17 protein-coding genes are annotated in these 15,355 nt (G+C 41.3%); 4 read left to right on the top strand and 13 right to left on the bottom strand.

Going from position 1 to position 15,355, the window contains the following annotated elements:
• Positions 1-289: 289 nt before the first annotated feature.
• Entirely contained in the window at positions 290-862 is a 573-nt protein-coding gene (locus ACQY73_RS30245) for a DUF6962 family protein (protein ID WP_428657907.1), read from the top strand.
• Positions 863-888: 26 nt separating this feature from the next.
• Here the strand turns inward: ACQY73_RS30245 and ACQY73_RS30240 are convergent, their stop codons facing one another.
• The 8 genes from ACQY73_RS30240 to ACQY73_RS30205 all read right to left on the bottom strand — a co-directional run bounded on the left by ACQY73_RS30240 (position 889) and on the right by ACQY73_RS30205 (position 8,403).
• Positions 889-1,995 carry a mandelate racemase/muconate lactonizing enzyme family protein gene (locus tag ACQY73_RS30240; RefSeq protein ID WP_428657906.1) on the bottom strand — a complete coding sequence of 369 codons (1,107 nt, stop codon included), beginning with the start codon at positions 1,993-1,995 and terminating at the stop codon, positions 889-891.
• Between the two features lie 14 nt (positions 1,996-2,009).
• The gene (locus ACQY73_RS30235) at positions 2,010-2,645 is read right to left on the bottom strand and encodes a Uma2 family endonuclease (protein WP_428657905.1); all 636 of its coding nucleotides are present in this window, start codon (positions 2,643-2,645) and stop codon (positions 2,010-2,012) included.
• A gap of 14 nt (positions 2,646-2,659) precedes the next feature.
• Positions 2,660-3,322 (bottom strand): thiamine diphosphokinase, encoded by a 663-nt coding sequence (locus ACQY73_RS30230; protein ID WP_428668562.1) that lies wholly within the window; start codon positions 3,320-3,322, stop codon positions 2,660-2,662.
• A 1,191-nt stretch (positions 3,323-4,513) separates the two neighbouring features.
• The gene (locus tag ACQY73_RS30225) at positions 4,514-5,242 is read right to left on the bottom strand and encodes a fatty acid desaturase (RefSeq protein WP_428657904.1); all 729 of its coding nucleotides are present in this window, start codon (positions 5,240-5,242) and stop codon (positions 4,514-4,516) included.
• A gap of 432 nt (positions 5,243-5,674) precedes the next feature.
• Positions 5,675-6,814, bottom strand: a complete 1,140-nt coding sequence (locus tag ACQY73_RS30220; protein WP_428657903.1) for a helix-turn-helix domain-containing protein — start codon at positions 6,812-6,814, stop codon at positions 5,675-5,677.
• A 49-nt stretch (positions 6,815-6,863) separates the two neighbouring features.
• Positions 6,864-7,544 (bottom strand): GIN domain-containing protein, encoded by a 681-nt coding sequence (locus ACQY73_RS30215; protein ID WP_428657902.1) that lies wholly within the window; start codon positions 7,542-7,544, stop codon positions 6,864-6,866.
• Between the two features lie 11 nt (positions 7,545-7,555).
• Positions 7,556-8,023 carry a DoxX family protein gene (locus ACQY73_RS30210; RefSeq protein ID WP_428657901.1) on the bottom strand — a complete coding sequence of 156 codons (468 nt, stop codon included), beginning with the start codon at positions 8,021-8,023 and terminating at the stop codon, positions 7,556-7,558.
• 26 nt (positions 8,024-8,049) lie between these two features.
• Entirely contained in the window at positions 8,050-8,403 is a 354-nt protein-coding gene (locus tag ACQY73_RS30205; protein ID WP_428657900.1) for a hypothetical protein, read from the bottom strand.
• A gap of 176 nt (positions 8,404-8,579) precedes the next feature.
• Between ACQY73_RS30205 and ACQY73_RS30200 the strand changes: the two genes are divergently transcribed.
• Complete coding sequence (locus ACQY73_RS30200; RefSeq protein ID WP_428657899.1) at positions 8,580-8,915, top strand: translation initiation factor; 336 nt, start codon at positions 8,580-8,582, stop codon at positions 8,913-8,915.
• A gap of 28 nt (positions 8,916-8,943) precedes the next feature.
• Here the strand turns inward: ACQY73_RS30200 and ACQY73_RS30195 are convergent, their stop codons facing one another.
• Entirely contained in the window at positions 8,944-9,450 is a 507-nt protein-coding gene (locus ACQY73_RS30195) for a hypothetical protein (RefSeq protein ID WP_428657898.1), read from the bottom strand.
• Between the two features lie 75 nt (positions 9,451-9,525).
• Positions 9,526-10,947: a DUF5723 family protein gene (locus ACQY73_RS30190; RefSeq protein WP_428657897.1), complete on the bottom strand. Its 1,422-nt coding sequence runs from the start codon at positions 10,945-10,947 to the stop codon at positions 9,526-9,528.
• A gap of 103 nt (positions 10,948-11,050) precedes the next feature.
• Between ACQY73_RS30190 and ACQY73_RS30185 the strand changes: the two genes are divergently transcribed.
• Complete coding sequence (locus ACQY73_RS30185) at positions 11,051-12,022, top strand: Rpn family recombination-promoting nuclease/putative transposase (RefSeq protein WP_428657896.1); 972 nt, start codon at positions 11,051-11,053, stop codon at positions 12,020-12,022.
• Between the two features lie 31 nt (positions 12,023-12,053).
• Positions 12,054-13,040, top strand: a complete 987-nt coding sequence (locus tag ACQY73_RS30180; RefSeq protein ID WP_428657895.1) for a GSCFA domain-containing protein — start codon at positions 12,054-12,056, stop codon at positions 13,038-13,040.
• On the opposite strand, the gene ACQY73_RS30175 is transcribed toward ACQY73_RS30180, so the two are convergent.
• Genes ACQY73_RS30175 through ACQY73_RS30165 form a run of 3 tightly spaced genes read right to left on the bottom strand, consistent with a single transcriptional unit; the run spans position 13,037 to position 14,676 of the window.
• Positions 13,037-13,927 (bottom strand): serine kinase, encoded by an 891-nt coding sequence (locus ACQY73_RS30175; protein WP_428657894.1) that lies wholly within the window; start codon positions 13,925-13,927, stop codon positions 13,037-13,039. The two genes, ACQY73_RS30180 and ACQY73_RS30175, sit on opposite strands and share 4 nt — an antisense overlap.
• Positions 13,928-13,985: 58 nt before the next feature.
• Positions 13,986-14,420 carry a lasso peptide biosynthesis B2 protein gene (locus ACQY73_RS30170; protein ID WP_428657893.1) on the bottom strand — a complete coding sequence of 145 codons (435 nt, stop codon included), beginning with the start codon at positions 14,418-14,420 and terminating at the stop codon, positions 13,986-13,988.
• Positions 14,395-14,676, bottom strand: coding sequence for a PqqD family protein (locus ACQY73_RS30165; protein WP_428657892.1), 282 nt, complete (start codon positions 14,674-14,676; stop codon positions 14,395-14,397). Before ACQY73_RS30165 ends, ACQY73_RS30170 begins: the two co-directional genes overlap by 26 nt.
• Positions 14,677-15,355 lie beyond the last annotated feature (679 nt).

Genomic DNA, 15,355 nt, shown 5'->3' with positions numbered 1-15,355 from the left:
GGTGGTTGGTATAAGTTGCGTGATTCAAGATGGTTAACTTTATTTTATTCAAGACAGAAGCCAAAAATTTTCCGGTAAAAGTAGGTCGAAATAAAGAAAGTACAAAAGCACCTTTAAAAGAAAAATTTTCACCAAGCTAAAAATTGCTTAATTCTCTGTTTAAAACGGCAAAATACTGATACCTTGCCAAGGCTTTTTCAACCGTTTTCTATTATTTGCAAACAGTAAAAAAGCCCGCTATTTATTACGATTGACCATTCCCTCTTAACCTTTAACTTCTTGTATAAGAATGCTTCAACTCTCCAACGCCTTTTCAGACGCTGTCGTAGCTACCGTATGTATCGTAGCCTTTTTTAAGTATTTTGCCTATTTACCCTTCAACAATCGTCTTCTTTGGGGCGTTTTTTTAGTTACTGTTTCTATGGCAGCCGCAGCGGGTGTATTCCGTTATTTAGGCCTTCAGCAATTGACCGATACGCATCGTTCGCTTTCAACATTGGCCGGAAGTGTTGGGCTTGCGAGCGTAGTAGTAGCCATTTGGGGATTGGTAATGCGGCAAACCGTTTCACGTTCTACCGTCATTATCACCATCAGTATCGGACTTGTTATTTTTGTCTTCTTACTCTATCCCGCTTTTCAAGTCTTTGATTCTGTTGTTCAGGCCTTTACCATGCTTTTGGTGATGTTGATAGCCGTTTTTGGACTCATGAGAAAATACCAAAAAGCCATTTGGATCGTGATCGGGGTAATGATTCTGGGAATAGCCACCAAAGTGGCAACGCAGCATCTGCCTTTCAGTCCAATCGACGTTTATCATTATGCATTGGCGGCAATGGTTCTGTGTTTTGGGAAGGCTGTATAATTCCTTTTTACAGCATTTCGAAAAAACTATTCCACCACAAATGATTCCATGCGTTGCAAAAACTCTTCTTCTACGTCAGCACCATGTCCGGGAAGATCCGGAATAATTACCTGATAATGATTTTGGTAATAGATACCGCCTAAAACCGGGTTTAAGGCGTGCTCAAAGGGAGAATCCAGGTCATGAAACACAACGTTTTGCAAAGCAGAAGCAAAATGCGCATTGGCTGAAATACCAAGGCGAGACTCCGACATGCAACCTATCATACATTTTATACCGGCAGCTTCGGCAATGGCGTTGATTTTGACAGCATTACGCAATCCGCCGCTTTTTGAAAGTTTTATATTGAAATAATCAACCGCCTGTTGGGTCACTAATTTAATGGCGTCTTGCGGAGAAAACAGTGATTCATCGGCGCAAATAGGCACCCGGGAGTTCTGACGCAAACGAGCCAGATGGGCATGATCCCAATGTTTGACGGGTTGTTCGCAGTATTCAACATTCCAATCGGCAATCGTATTCAATACCGTAAGGGCACTGATGTAGTCCCATCCTTGATTGGCATCGGTTCGGAGGGGAATGTCGTCACCAATGGCTTTCCGAATCGCGGCAACGCGGCGAATATCGTCTTTGGCATTGGTTCCCAATTTTACTTTGATCGCTTCTGCTCCTCTTTCTTTGATTTTTACAGCATCAGCCGCCATGGCTTCCGGGCCGGCAATGTAAATTGTTTCGTCGGTGGCAATCGGGCGGTTGGTACCTCCCAAGAATTGATACAACGGCATATTGGCATATTTGGCAGCCAAGTCATACAACGCCATATCGAATGCACTTTTTACGGTAGGGTTGCCGGTCAAATAGCGATCCATAGCCGCTAAACAGCCTTCTATATCCAACGGGCTTTTGCCGATCAATAATTTGGCCAGATCATGCGCAGCGGCATACGCAGTAGCTTGAGTCTCGCCTACTATCATCCAAAACGGAGCGCCTTCTCCTATACCGTAAAGGCCGTCGGAGGTATGAATTTTGACCAAGATATTGCGCGCTTCGTCAATGGTGCCAATGGCAATGGTAACGGGAGCCTGAAGCGGAATATTGAATTTATAGACTTCGATGCGGGTAATTGTGGACATGGTATTGCAGAATATCAATTTAAAATTACTCCTTTTTTAGCCAAATAGGCTCCAATATTGAATGAATATCCCTCCATCAATTCAATATCCTGATTCCAATGCAGCGTTTCAATACGTTCGGAAGTAGCAATCATTACAACTTGAGCTTCTGTAAGAATCCAGAATATTTTTTGCGTTCCGAAATCGAGCATTTTTTGCGTTTTCTTATAAATATATCCTGTTTCGCTCATCGCTTCCACATCCGCATCAATATCTATTTCCAAAGCGATCTTGGGAGGTACGCTTGCATATTTCTTTGAAATTTTATCCGGAGTCAAAACGGACTGTTCAAAAATAGCAATGTCATTTGCTAAGTTGTTCTTATGGTCAATATGTAATCCTGCTTCATTGATCAAAACAGTATATATTTCTTCATCAATAAATTTGCCGATAAAAGCCGACAAATAAAATACAATCAGTGCCTGCAAACTGCTTGAACCCATTATTTCAACAATAGATTTTTCACCTAATATTACTTCCCGATAGCCTTTGTAATACACAGGCTTCCCATCCATGATTTCATAAATCAAGTTTTCGGGCACTTTTTTGGGTGGTTTTCGAATTCTCCGGGGTGCATCCAACGCTGTCATATTCCCTGATTGTTTTCTCAAAGTTACAAATTCTATCAATCCCAACACTCCATGATCAACAAATCGCCTGTTTGTGCGGAGATTTTCACAAAACCATCAGCAGCGGCTTCGTTGCTGTTCCCGCTTCGATAACCGAGTCTTAAATAATCATTGTAGAGATTGTATTTTAACCCTTCTGTATCAATTCCTTCCACCAATCCTACGGGTAAGAGCGAAATGGGTGTACCCTGTGCGTACCACTTTTCAAATGTTCCTACCAACGGAAAAATCTTGGAATAATCGTCCAACATCACGATCTTGATTTGGTCTTTATAACGTACAATGTTGGTCATGTTGGTGAGGCTGTGGTCGGCGCGGCGACCGGTAGCCCACACGATATTGACGGCAGGAAAGCCTCGTTCTATCAGAAATTCAATGCCTTTTTCCAAGTCAGTTTTTTCCTGATCGGGTGCAAGAACAATTTCGAGAGGGTAATGGCGGGAAACTATCTCGTCAACATCAACATTACGATCAAAATCGCCCAGCAAAACATCCACTTTAATACCCAAATCCAGCACTCGATGAATGGCATGATCGAGCACTACTATAAATGGTGACCATTCAAGCAATTCTCCCATCAATTCAAAACTACAGCCTTCGCCGTTGGCGATCAAAAGAGCCGGTTCCTGTTTTTCGCGAACAACGTGATGAGACGACATTTTTGGGATTGAATGAATGATTGACAACACAAAGAAAGCGACAAAAAGCCACTTGGTGCGCTCAAAAATTTCTTTTTGTTGCGATACCCACTCTAAAATCCCCAATGTGATTAGTAACGACGAAGGGGCCAAACGCCGAAAATATAAACTCTCTATGGAAGTGTCCGTAAGATAAATCGCAATAGTAAAAAGTAAATACCCGATACCCGTAAGAAAAAAAACATTCGTTGTGATTGTTTTTAATAAACCGGAGGCATGTATTTCTTTAACTTTGATAAACTTACTGATAATCAACGTACTTATTAAAAATTGCAGTACTGCAATACTGTAAATAAACCAATTTACAAAATCGGTCAAATCGGCATTTTTCAAATCCCAATCCCGTATGGCAAAGAAAACCGCTTCCTCTTCTAATCCTCTTAACCCTCGCCACAATCTCGTTCCAAAAGGTTCTGCCGGCCAAAACCCATGTCCGCCTGTGAAGGTATCTGTTTGGTAAAAATTCAAAGATAAATACCCTGCTATAAAGATCAGCAAATAAAGAGCGGCACGATATTGTCTTCGAATCAACAAAGGAATCAATAAGAAAACTGCCGCATAGCGGGTTAAGAATGCGCCAATTGCCCAAAGCATTTTTTCTTCCTTGCAAAAGAAGCCCCGAGCGGTTCTTTCTATACTGTTTTCATGGTCGTAAATACGGATACAAAACCCTAAAACAAAGAAGATAAACACTGTTTCAGACCATGTATTGGTGTACAATTGCACCAAAGAAGAAGACATAAATCCCAACGATACAAACCAAGCTTTTTCCTGAAAACGCCGCAAAAGCAACCAAAAGCAACCTGCCAATGCCAAAAGGTTTACAATTTTGGAAGAAATCTCCACTGAAATCGTTGTTAGCCAAGCAATTACGGCAATGGAGGCCGAGTAAGCTATCGGCCAAATAGCGCAGAAGATTTCTTTTTCTTCAAAAACGATGCGGTAGCCTTTGCCATCAAGCAGATTTTGAGCGGCCTGTAAATAATAATGAGAATCAGGAGTGAGAAAATAGTCGGAATGAGTGCGTAGTTTAAGATAAACGACCGCACAAATGAGCAGAAATTGAAAGAATAAGGCAAGGCGATTCAACATACTTGTCACCTTGAAAGCGTCTAAGATCAATAAATAACAGACACTTTCAAGATGACAAAGTTAAGCTATTTCCTTTTCCATCCTTTCGCGTGCTTTCGGCAATTGCCACCAAGGAAGGTAAGGATAAGCGTGATGCTCCAAATGATAGCCGAAAAAGTAACAACTCAAAAACGCTTTTACGTGGTTAAGCGATTGACTGCGGGCATTGTGCGGCGGGTTGTGATGCTCGCCCCGATGAGGCAAATACGTACCAAAATAAAACAGCTGAAACGTACTCAGCACGGCAGGGATCATCCAGAATACGACCAAATTTTCCCAAGGAAACCACAGTTTCAGAACATTATACGTAATCGCCATCAATAAGATCTGAACAACAGAAACGTATTCTTTGCCAAAAGCAATAAACCAACGAAAAAAATTGGAATGACCATCGTGGTAATCGGGGTCATCGGGTGTGGCGGAGTGTCGGTGGTGCAAATGGTGCTTTGCAGATAATCTGTTAAAATTATTAAATGCGAATAATGAGGCACTTATAAAGCCTATCACATAATTCAGTCGCTTATTATGCGGTGCCACTACTCCGTGAATGGAATCATGCGCGGTAATAAATACACCCGTATAAAGGTGCATTTGAATCAGCACAAACACATACACCAACGGGTCTCGGACATCGAACGGATAATGCAGCGAAAAAGCCAGAAATCCAAACCACAACGTCAAAACCGCTAACGCGATCCAAAGTCCTTTACGGCCGATGTCGGTAGGTTTGATGACGGGTATTGAATGCATATTAGAAGCAGTTGTTCAGTCTCAACGAAAATACAGCAGCTTTTGTTTCGGTTTCGAATTATTCGGTGCTTCCAATATATAGAAATAAGGACTATGGTTGACGTTTAAAATATAATCTATTAAATTAGTTGACCGCATGGCGGTCCGATAACTTTGTGATTTATGACTGCTAAAGCTCATTCTGACATTTGCAGGAAGCTCAAGGTGCTTAACCGCAGCGGCGCACCGCTATGCGAAGGAAATTAAGAATATTACGATAGCTTGCCGCTATTATGGTATTTCCAGAGAGACATTCTACAACCGAGACGGCGAATCGTTGGAAAAGGCTTATGAAACGAAATATGAACGCTTATACTATAATCCACAACAAGAGTTTTTATTAACTAATTGGAGGTTATAACGTCTCGTTAACTTAAAAAATTGGGAGATCCTCTACACAAACTCCTTCGGGGATTGACCCGTAAATTTCTTAAACGCTCGATTGAAGGTGGATTTAGAATTGAAACCGCATTCCAATGCTACCCCCAACAGCGATAAATGCGCGTTGGCGGGGTCTTTGAGTTGACGTTTTACTTCTTCTACACGGTATTCATTCACAAAATCATTAAAATTCCTTCCGAAATTCTGATTGATGGCCGCTGACAATACCGAAGTATTGGTTTTGAGTTTTGTGGATAAATCGCTCAACGAAAGTTCAGGTTCGAGATAGATCCGCTGCTCCTTAAACAGTTGCTCTATCTTAGGTTTCCATTCAGAATAATCGTTGCCGGGAATAGGCGGGCTGCTTACCGGCGGAAATTGGGGTTCATTTTCCAACGATAATTCTTTGTTTTCAGGCAATTGCTCTTTGAAAGCCAATTTTGTTGGTTGATGTTGGGAATACCCTTTGATGCCTACGTAGCAAATAATGACCACGGTCAACAAATGCCACCACCAATCCTGCTCAAAAGGCAAGTCGCCCAAGGCGCGGTCGGCAATAGACCAGCTCAATTTGAACACTTCTCCCGCGATGATGAGGTAAATGAAATTGCGAAGCCAAACAAAGCTGATGGTTTCAGTATCAGAAAACTGCGTTTCGGCCCAGCGACGGTATTCGCTGTAAAGCCGCAGCGATTGGTAGAAATAATAAATGTAAGAACTCCAAATGGCAATGCTTTCCAACCAACCCAACCAATACGATAATTCAGAACTTCGAAAGGTATCGACTGCTTTTTTGCCCTGAACAAACACACTGAAATTGATCAGAAAATAAATCGCGTAGAACAAATAATGCCATAAATGTTCGGCTTTAAATCGAAAATCGCGGTTGATCTGTGCTTTCAGGTAAAAGTAAATGGTTGGGGCAAACGCTAAATGAAAATATCGGGGAAAACCGTCAAACTTTTCCCAAAGGACATTTATTCCGGAAAAACCAAAGGTGTAATCCTGAATTTCCATCGCCAGCAGGAACATTACCCATCCCAGAAATGTATCGGAAAGCCGCTCTTCCCGCCAACCACGGTACCAAAGTAAAACGGCAAACAGTAATGCTAAAAAATAGCCGAATTGCAAGGGCGTTTGATAGATTGACATACGTTCGTTGTGCTCTATTGACAAACTGTCCGACCGAATTTTTGTTCAATTATTCAAGCGACCGCACCGAGCCATTTCCCGTAATTCCCGAAAGTGGCTCAATTTTTCCCGGTCCGCATTGAAGCACGCTGTTATTGCCCGAACCATGGGCCGTAAGGGATATTTGGGCATTTACCCACACATTTCCGTTGCCGTAACTTTTCACCTTTGCAGTTTTAGCGACCAGGTTTTTGGCTTTTACTTCGCCGTTACCATTCTTTTTAATGTCCAATGCATCAATACTTCCCTGCAATTGTACATCACCGTTGCCGTCGTTTTCCAATCTGAAATAGCGACCTGCAATTCCTGCAATATGCAGCGCACTATTGCCGCGGTGTTGAATTACGGAAGCTTCCGGCATCGTGATTTTTACTTTGATGTGGGTATCTTCAATGTACATTTTGTTGTTGTAATTACCCTTCAAACTAATGCTTAAAACCCCTTCTTTTTCTTCTTTATTGACTTCCAACAATAGTGCTAAGTTTTCATCTATCTCAATTTTGACCGAGAAGGGCTTCCCGATTTCCACTTCAATTTTCCCGTCCAAATCTTCCAATCTGATTTTATCGAAATCTCGAACGTCATAACTTTTTAAATGCACTTTTCCCAAGCCTCGCAGCGGCCCGCGTTGTGCTTTAACAACAGGACAAAGTAAGCTAAACAATATACTGATCAACACTATATTTCTCATGGCTTTAAATTTTAAATACTGATAATGAATTTAGTATGATTTATTTTTTCGGCAATTAAACGGTCCAAACCAAACCTGCCCGAACCCATCACGATGGCATAGAGTGAAATCCAAAGAAAGCCCATCGCCGGCAACATGCCCCACACTCCGTCTCCCCATTTCTGAAAAAAAACAGCAACCAACATAGTGCAAGCCACCATAAAACCGGCAATGCGTGTGCCTAAGCCGAGCACAAGCATAATTCCTCCGACCGTTTCGGCCAATACCGCCGCCCAGGCAAAAAAGCCGGGAAATAAGGCGAACAAGCCCCCAAATTTGGATACATCCTCCACAAACCAATCGGGAGCAGGAAATTTGCTGCCACCAAAATTGACTGCTAAAAAGTAACCTCCAATAATTCGTGGGGCAGCCAACAGAAGGTCTGAATACCAAGCGGAAGTATAAACGGGCGTAATGATTTTAGAAAATAATGTTTTCATGGCTGTAAGTGAATTTGTATTGAAAATCAGTTTTTATATCCCATCGAAAGTCCCGTATCTCCTTTTACCAAAAGCTCAACGGTAGCTTGTTCATTGGTTTTATTTTCGATTCTCAAAGCGGTATTTTTTTCCACGCTCAGTTTCAACGTTTCGTTTGCTTTTACGGTTATGGGCGAATGTTGTCCACCGCTAATGGGCGCTTTCCAAAGTTCTAAATCATTGGCAGACGCATTCTTTAGTCTTACCGAGAACGACCCGTGTTCGTTATTGCCCAAGATAAAACTGTCTTTTGCTTTAATGTAAGTAGTGGATGTAAGCGTGCGGCAAGAAGCATTGATCAACGCCAATGTGATCATAACTGCCGATAGTGTCTTTTTCATGATTTGAAAACCGGTTAGCCAATTGCCCCGTTGCGATTGGTGATGCAAAAGTGGGAAAGTAGCTACCCTCCCATGCTTCAAAACATGATTTGGCACGTCTCAAATGATGATTTGAAACGTAATACTTGCTAAAACGTCCAAAAAGCTGCATTTTCGGGGCATCAAACTTGTGTATCATGTCAAAAAAACAACGCAGCGGCATCGTCTATTCTACTGACCCGAACTTCCAATACAACGACGATTCAGACGAAGAGACGGAGACGCCTACGCCTAATCAACAGGAACTCAAAGTGTGGTTGGAGCGCAAAGGCGGCGGCAAAGTAGTGACCGCCATCAAAGGATGGACGGGTAAAACGGGAGACATGGAAGAGCTGGCCAAACAGTTGAAAAATCTGTGCGGCACCGGCGGCACGGCCAAAGACCGTGAAATTTTGATCCAAGGAGATTTCAGGGACAAAATCCTGACGTGGTTATTGGCCAAAGGCTACAAAGCAAAAAAAGCAGGTGGTTAATGTGGTACAGACAGCCTGTCCGTTCTACTCACTTCAATTTTTTCAATAAGCCAACGCTGAACCTAACGTCAATTGCAGGTCCGCCGGCCGCCGAATTATCCTGTTTGAAAGTACCCGCCAATTGGGTGGGAGAGTCAGTAGTCAAGACAAGGTTTTCGGGCGGGATGGTTCCGGAATATTGTACTAATCCATTGTTCAGCACCATCCAATAATTATAGCGAGGCCCTTTTACCAAGTCTATCTCAAAACCTTCGGTCAGGGCAGTATCGGAATCGCGCATGGTTGAAGCTGATTTCAGTTTGTTTCCCATGTCATTGGCCGAAAATATCAGCCGACGGATGCGCTCGGAAGGATTCAGATCAGTGGCTCCTTCTACCAGATAAACATATTTAATGGTCGATTCGAACGTTTTTGATTTGCTCTTATAAGACAAAGTTCCGTTTACTTTATCTTCCACCGTTGGCCTGTTTATTGCTTCTCCGAAAAGCAACAACATCAGTAGTGCCGCTGATCCCTTAAACGTAAAGTTTTTCATAAGTATACTGTAAGTTAGAGGTCTTCATCATACACTATACATAAGACCGGTAGGCAATTAAACTCATCACTTAGGCTAATTTTTCTTTCGTTTCGTCAATGCTTTTTCATTCAGCTTCCACAGTTGAACGCCGAAATACGCCATTGAGCCACGCGGCTGAACACTTCTATTGACAAGCGCTCCAAAATTACTGAATCCGAAAAAGATAGGGCCAAAACGAAACGAAAATCCAACGGTTGGCCCTTTGTTTCCTTCGATCCAACTGACAGGCAATGTAAACTCAGCATCTTCTGCCTCAAAACGTGGTGTCAAGGTAAAGATCTGCGGTTGATAAATATAAGTAGGCAGTGTTCCAATGTTGGTCGGTTTTATCCAGGTAGCATTGATAAAAAACGATTTGGCAAATTGTACATCCGCATCCATGTTAATTGTACGCGGCAATTGGGTTTGGTAGCTGTATGTTTTGGAATCCGATTTTCCAAAAGTCGCTTCCAGATTCTTGACTGAATTATTACCAATATCAATAATGCGTTCCTGATCAATGGTCAATTTGGGAAGTGTACCGCTGTATTGCTTTCCGGTAGCCGGGTAATTGATAAAACCCGCATCGGTAATGGCAGCCCCAAAACGAACGATATAATTGGCGCGGTACTGCGCATGTTCACGAATGCGACCCAACTCTACCGTTGCTCCCAGATCAACGGCCGCTCCCGATCCGTAATCTGAAGAGAATAAACTTCCTAAGCCAAATGATTGCACAGGTTGAGTGTAACCATATTCATAATTCACATTTGATAGGTCAAATACATATTCATCCTGACTCACGGATCTTACCTGATAGTTGGCGCTTTTTATGTTCAGAAATACATTCCGAGCTCCCGAGAGACGCTTGAGGGTTGCACCTACTTTTATCCTGATAATTCCTTCCAGGCGCAGCATGGCCGCAAACGTGAGCCCTGTTTCGAAAAAAGAATGCTGATTCATCGTAAAATCCTTAAAACTTCCCGATGAAGGCTTGGCCAGACCGTCATCGAGGCGGTTGGTATAAATCTCTGAAATGATCGGCGGCACGCCCGACCCTTGCACAAACCCCCGCATTCGCGACTGAAAACCTATCACAAGCCAATTATTACGCCCCACTCCCATGTAGCCGGAAGGTATACGCAATTCTGATTGCACATTCACATTCGGCCCCTGCGTATACGTACCTGTCAGTTTTGACTTGCCATACATTTCACTTTCGGTGTAGGCATTGCGAAAAGGGTGAAAAAGCGCGTCGTTGCGAAAATACTTGAAATACCGATTAGTGATGGTTGAGTTAAAAGAAACAAGGTTGATATGATACCGATAACGGCTCCCTGCAATGGCCGACGGGTTGAAGGTTGCCCGGTTAATACCTGCATAATTACCGGTATGTTGTCCGATAAATTCCTGCGCGTACAGCCGCTGAAAAAATAATTCGATAAATAACAGGGCAATCAATGTCCTTAATTTCATAAGTAGGAGTCTCAATGTAGTCGTATGGATAGAACGAAAAGTGTGCCAAAATTGGATAAAATTCTGCCAAAAATGATTCCGAAAAATAAATACATGTAATTTAATGAAACGAGACGATGCCCTATGGAAAGGTTTATTAGAAGATTTGTTTGATGATTTTCTGCGATTTTACTTCCCAAATGCCGATGAATTGTTTGATATGAGTCGCCCTTTTGAATTCTTAGACAAAGAGCTTGAACAAATTTTTCCCGCTGATGAAAATGATTTTTCACCCAAATATGTGGACAAATTGGTTAAGGTCATTACTTCGGATGGGCAGGAAGGGTGGATTTTAGTGCATATTGAAGTGCAGGGTTCACGTGATCGTGACTTTGCCGAACGCATGTTTACGTATTATCATCGCATTAAGGATAAATACAACAAGCCTATTACTGCTTTTGCCATTCTTACCGATAGCAATAAGTCATTTCGCCCTAACGAGTTTGAACAGGAATTTTTGGGGACAAAGATCACCTACCGATTTAACTCCTACAAAGTCTTGGATGCTGACACCAAACTGTTACAACAAAGCAATAATCCCTTTGCTATCGCCATCCTGACTGTTCAGTCTGCTTTAATGAAGGGTAAACTTGATGAAGATAAATTGTTTGACTTGAAGACCGACTTAGCCAAGCATCTTTTAAGTAAATCCATTTCGAAAGAAAAAATCAGATCGTTAATGCGTTTTTTAAAATTGTATATTCGTTTTGATAATGATAGGTATGTCCTTAAATTTGAAGAAACATTAAACCAACTTACTAACCGTCAAACTACTATGGGCTTAGAAGAATTTGTTTTAGATCGTGCCAAAAGGCAAGGACTCTTTGAAGGTCGAAAACAAGGCCTTAAGAAAGGATTAAAAGAAGGACTGAAGGAAGGTCTGAAGGAAGGGAGAGAAATAGCACGAGTTGAAAAAGAACGTGCTGTAGTAACAAACTTATTGCAAAAAACCTCTTTTGATAATCTTCAAATTGCTGACATAGCAGGTGTAAGCGTAGCATTTGTGGAGGAAGTAAAAAAGGGCCTCACTGCGTAATCTCTGCTAATACATTTATCTCTTCTCTTTTGTGCAATTTCGAACCGAAGTCCCTATCAAGCAAAGTGCTGAGAAAATTACCCTTCAAACGCCTATTTTGACGGTAGGCTCATGCTTTGCAGAAGTGATCGGCCAAAAACTGACAGAAAATAAAATTCCGGCATTCATCAATCCTTTCGGGACTATTTTCAATCCGATATCTATCACAAAACTTCTCCGGCAAGCAATTCATCGCGAACTTCCTGATGAAAATCTATACGTTGAAAATTCGGGCGTGTGGTTTCATTACGATTTTCATTCATCGTGGTGGGCTACAAGTAAAGAAACTCTTACGGAAAAACTGGCCCGGCAATTGAATGAAGTAAACAACCGGTTACAAAAGGCTTCTTATCTCATTCTTACCTTAGGCACAGCATACGTTTATCGACAGTCAGCTACTGAACAGGTTGTAGCCAACTGCCACAAAGTGCCTGCTAAATTATTTCAACGTGAGCTTTTATCCATCAGCACTATTGTTGAAGATTTTAAAGCCCTCTGCTCTCTGCTTCAACACATAAATCCTTCAATCACTATTATTTTAACCGTCAGCCCGGTACGGCACACCCGCGACACGCTTCCTCTTAATGCCGTCAGTAAGTCTATTTTAAGAGTTGCCTGTCATGAATTGAGCGAATCATTGGCTAATGTTCAGTATTTCCCTGCCTACGAACTTTTACTGGATGATCTTCGCGATTATCGGTTTTATAAACCTGATCTTATTCACCCCAATGAAATGGCGGAAGAATACATCTTTCAAAAATTTTCGGAAACCTATTTCGACGATTCTCTCAACCGGTTCGTCAGAGAATGGCAGAAGTTAAAACAGGAATTGACCCATAGGCCATTGCAACCCAATACGATAGCTCATCAACTGTTTCTGGAAAATTTACTGAAAAAACTCCAAAAGATGAATTCAGCCGTCAATGTTGAGGCTGAAATTGAATTTGTCAAAAAACAACTTCATTCGTTTGAGAGCTAAATAGCGGAAGGCCATTGCTCAATCCATTTTTTCAGCAGTAAAAAATTCTTTGGACGCGGCACTTTCAGGATAGGAACGGCTCGTTTGATTCGAATGGAATCTTCAAAATGACGTTGCAGGTACTTTCCCTGTAGCAATCGCGTAGGCAGCGGAAAATGGCGGAACAGCTCCACGGGTGCTTCTGTTAACTTTAAACTTCCAACTTGGCTCGAATACGGGCGTTGTAAAATAATAATCTGCTCCAATGGAATAGGTTTTATTGGAAAATTCGCCTCCGGCTGACGATATAAAAACTTATTATGACCTTCAAACGCAGGCTCTAACACGCTTTTATCGAACCCTAAATTATCTACTGCACTCTCCCATATTTTGAGTTCCGGAAAGCCGGGCAATACGTAGGGCTGTCCGTTAGCGTCAAACCATACTACCGTTAGGTCGTCGCTTAAAATGGTATGTTGCTGCTGCGCAAATGCCGAAACGGTCGTTGACTTTCCTGCACCCGGCCGGCCTATAAATATTGTTGCCTTTGCTCCCGTCATGACGGCGCTTCCGTGAAGTAAAAAAAGATTACGCTGAAACAAAACCGTGCCTAACGCTTCACTCAACACAAAAAGGCGGAAGACCCCTTCATCATCCGTCAGATTTTCGTATTGTAACCGATTCCCCCCCAAAGCTTTGAAGCGGGCTATGCCTTCCCAATCAAGAATTGCCTCTTCAGCGTCTCCTCCAAACGTTGCTCTGACGCCTTTGCGATAAATCAATGTTTGGAATTGTTTTGCTTTTGGAAATTGTGCTTTCTCAAACACAATATCGGCTTTGCCTTCCGCGGCAGGTAATTGTAGATCAATAGCTGAATCAATAGTTAACGTATATGCACGAAAGAGCATCAGGCCGGGGATTAAAATACAGGAGATAACCACGTTGAAGAAATGACATCAGGTGTAATTAACTCCAAGCCCACAAAGGTACATAATTGATGGTTGGAATTTCGCCGATCACTATTTTGCCATCTTTTTCTACCCAAGCATGGGCGCTGAAAAGTTGGCCATGATTCGAAACGCCAATTTTCAGGCCATACCCACGTTCAAACCGTAAAAAGTATTTTACTGCCAATGCCTGAGGGAGGCACAATACTTCAAAAGGAAGTACACTGCTAATGACCTGTACGCTCCACACCAACTTTCCTACGTAGTCGGCGGTGTACGTTTGGTCATTAGCGTTAGAAACAAAAAAGTCATAAACTACCCTAAAACGTTTAAATGGCAGCACTTTTAAACCTATTTTAACTAAAACAATACATACCGCAACTCGAAATAAAAGCCACCGGGACTTTAACGGCAATGCTCGCCATTTTTTAAACCACCTCGACCAATTTTTCATTCATCAATTCTTTTAATAAAGTTTTGATATCATTCTCACACGTTTCTTCATCAATTTCAAATTCTTCCAAAACTATCTTTTTTAGGTCTTCAACGGTGGTGGGCTTTTGTTGCAGTTGTTCCCATACCAAGGTTCCCACTTCATCCAACCCATAGTAAACCCCTGCATCGTGGTTTAAAATGATGGTTTCATTATCAAGGCTTGAAGATACCTGATTGTTGGAGAGTTTAAATACTTGCGTTAAATCAATTTCCATGATGATGGCAGGTTATGTTATTTTACTTTTAAATTATGACTATGATATAGGTTTCTCAATAAGAGAATTTAAGAAATTTTAATTGTAGTAAGTCGGTAGTTTTACATTCATTTGCATATTGATTTTATATGCATTTCACTTCACTTTACTATCACTGAGCAACTCCATCTTTGTTAATAATCGATCAATAAAATTAACGCTTTATTTTTATTGCAATAATCCCAATTTAAGGAAACAATCAAAATACATTACCCTTCTTTTCTTCAGTACCCCAAATTGCTTCCATTAAAGATAGCAAAAAAGCGTTTATTTCCATTAAGACATCCCTTGTTTGTAGACAAAATTACTCATAAGTGCAACAAAATCAACACATTCCAAAAAGATACATTTTCATTCTTAAAAGTTTATTTTTCTATATTCACGAGATTTCGGTGATCATACTATTTTCTGTTAAGGCTGTATTTTTAGGGATTTTCACTAAGTTTTTAAGTGCAAAAATCACAGAAATATTCTCTATAATTTACACTCATAAATGGCAAGTTTAGCCTGGTCAATCCTTCATAAAAAGTATTTTTAATTTAAATTAATAATCTTACAAATTACTTCTAATAGGCATATATCTCATTTTTGAATTATAATATTGAAAATTTAATTTATCCATCTTTTACATCAACACCGA

The sequence above is a fragment of the Runella sp. genome, assembly GCF_965279615.1.
In the GTDB taxonomy this organism is placed as follows: Bacteria; Bacteroidota; Bacteroidia; order Cytophagales; family Spirosomataceae; genus Runella.
This window is presented reverse-complemented; position numbering and strand designations above follow the sequence as displayed.

What these genes read in the sequence shown, in the direction of transcription:
- ACQY73_RS30220 (WP_428657903.1), bottom strand. Translation starts at nt 6,814, where the DNA reads ATGTCAATCTATCAAACGCCCTTGCAATTCGGCTATTTTTTAGCATTA.
- ACQY73_RS30225 (WP_428657904.1), bottom strand. Translation starts at nt 5,242, where the DNA reads ATGCATTCAATACCCGTCATCAAACCTACCGACATCGGCCGTAAAGGA.
- ACQY73_RS30240 (WP_428657906.1), bottom strand. Translation starts at nt 1,995, where the DNA reads ATGTCCACAATTACCCGCATCGAAGTCTATAAATTCAATATTCCGCTT.
- ACQY73_RS30165 (WP_428657892.1), bottom strand. Translation starts at nt 14,676, where the DNA reads ATGGAAATTGATTTAACGCAAGTATTTAAACTCTCCAACAATCAGGTA.
- ACQY73_RS30170 (WP_428657893.1), bottom strand. Translation starts at nt 14,420, where the DNA reads ATGAAAAATTGGTCGAGGTGGTTTAAAAAATGGCGAGCATTGCCGTTA.
- ACQY73_RS30175 (WP_428657894.1), bottom strand. Translation starts at nt 13,927, where the DNA reads ATGCTCTTTCGTGCATATACGTTAACTATTGATTCAGCTATTGATCTA.
- ACQY73_RS30215 (WP_428657902.1), bottom strand. Translation starts at nt 7,544, where the DNA reads ATGAGAAATATAGTGTTGATCAGTATATTGTTTAGCTTACTTTGTCCT.
- ACQY73_RS30230 (WP_428668562.1), bottom strand. Translation starts at nt 3,322, where the DNA reads ATGTCGTCTCATCACGTTGTTCGCGAAAAACAGGAACCGGCTCTTTTG.
- ACQY73_RS30195 (WP_428657898.1), bottom strand. Translation starts at nt 9,450, where the DNA reads ATGAAAAACTTTACGTTTAAGGGATCAGCGGCACTACTGATGTTGTTG.
- ACQY73_RS30190 (WP_428657897.1), bottom strand. Translation starts at nt 10,947, where the DNA reads ATGAAATTAAGGACATTGATTGCCCTGTTATTTATCGAATTATTTTTT.
- ACQY73_RS30245 (WP_428657907.1), top strand. Translation starts at nt 290, where the DNA reads ATGCTTCAACTCTCCAACGCCTTTTCAGACGCTGTCGTAGCTACCGTA.
- ACQY73_RS30185 (WP_428657896.1), top strand. Translation starts at nt 11,051, where the DNA reads ATGAAACGAGACGATGCCCTATGGAAAGGTTTATTAGAAGATTTGTTT.
- ACQY73_RS30200 (WP_428657899.1), top strand. Translation starts at nt 8,580, where the DNA reads ATGTCAAAAAAACAACGCAGCGGCATCGTCTATTCTACTGACCCGAAC.
- ACQY73_RS30210 (WP_428657901.1), bottom strand. Translation starts at nt 8,023, where the DNA reads ATGAAAACATTATTTTCTAAAATCATTACGCCCGTTTATACTTCCGCT.
- ACQY73_RS30205 (WP_428657900.1), bottom strand. Translation starts at nt 8,403, where the DNA reads ATGAAAAAGACACTATCGGCAGTTATGATCACATTGGCGTTGATCAAT.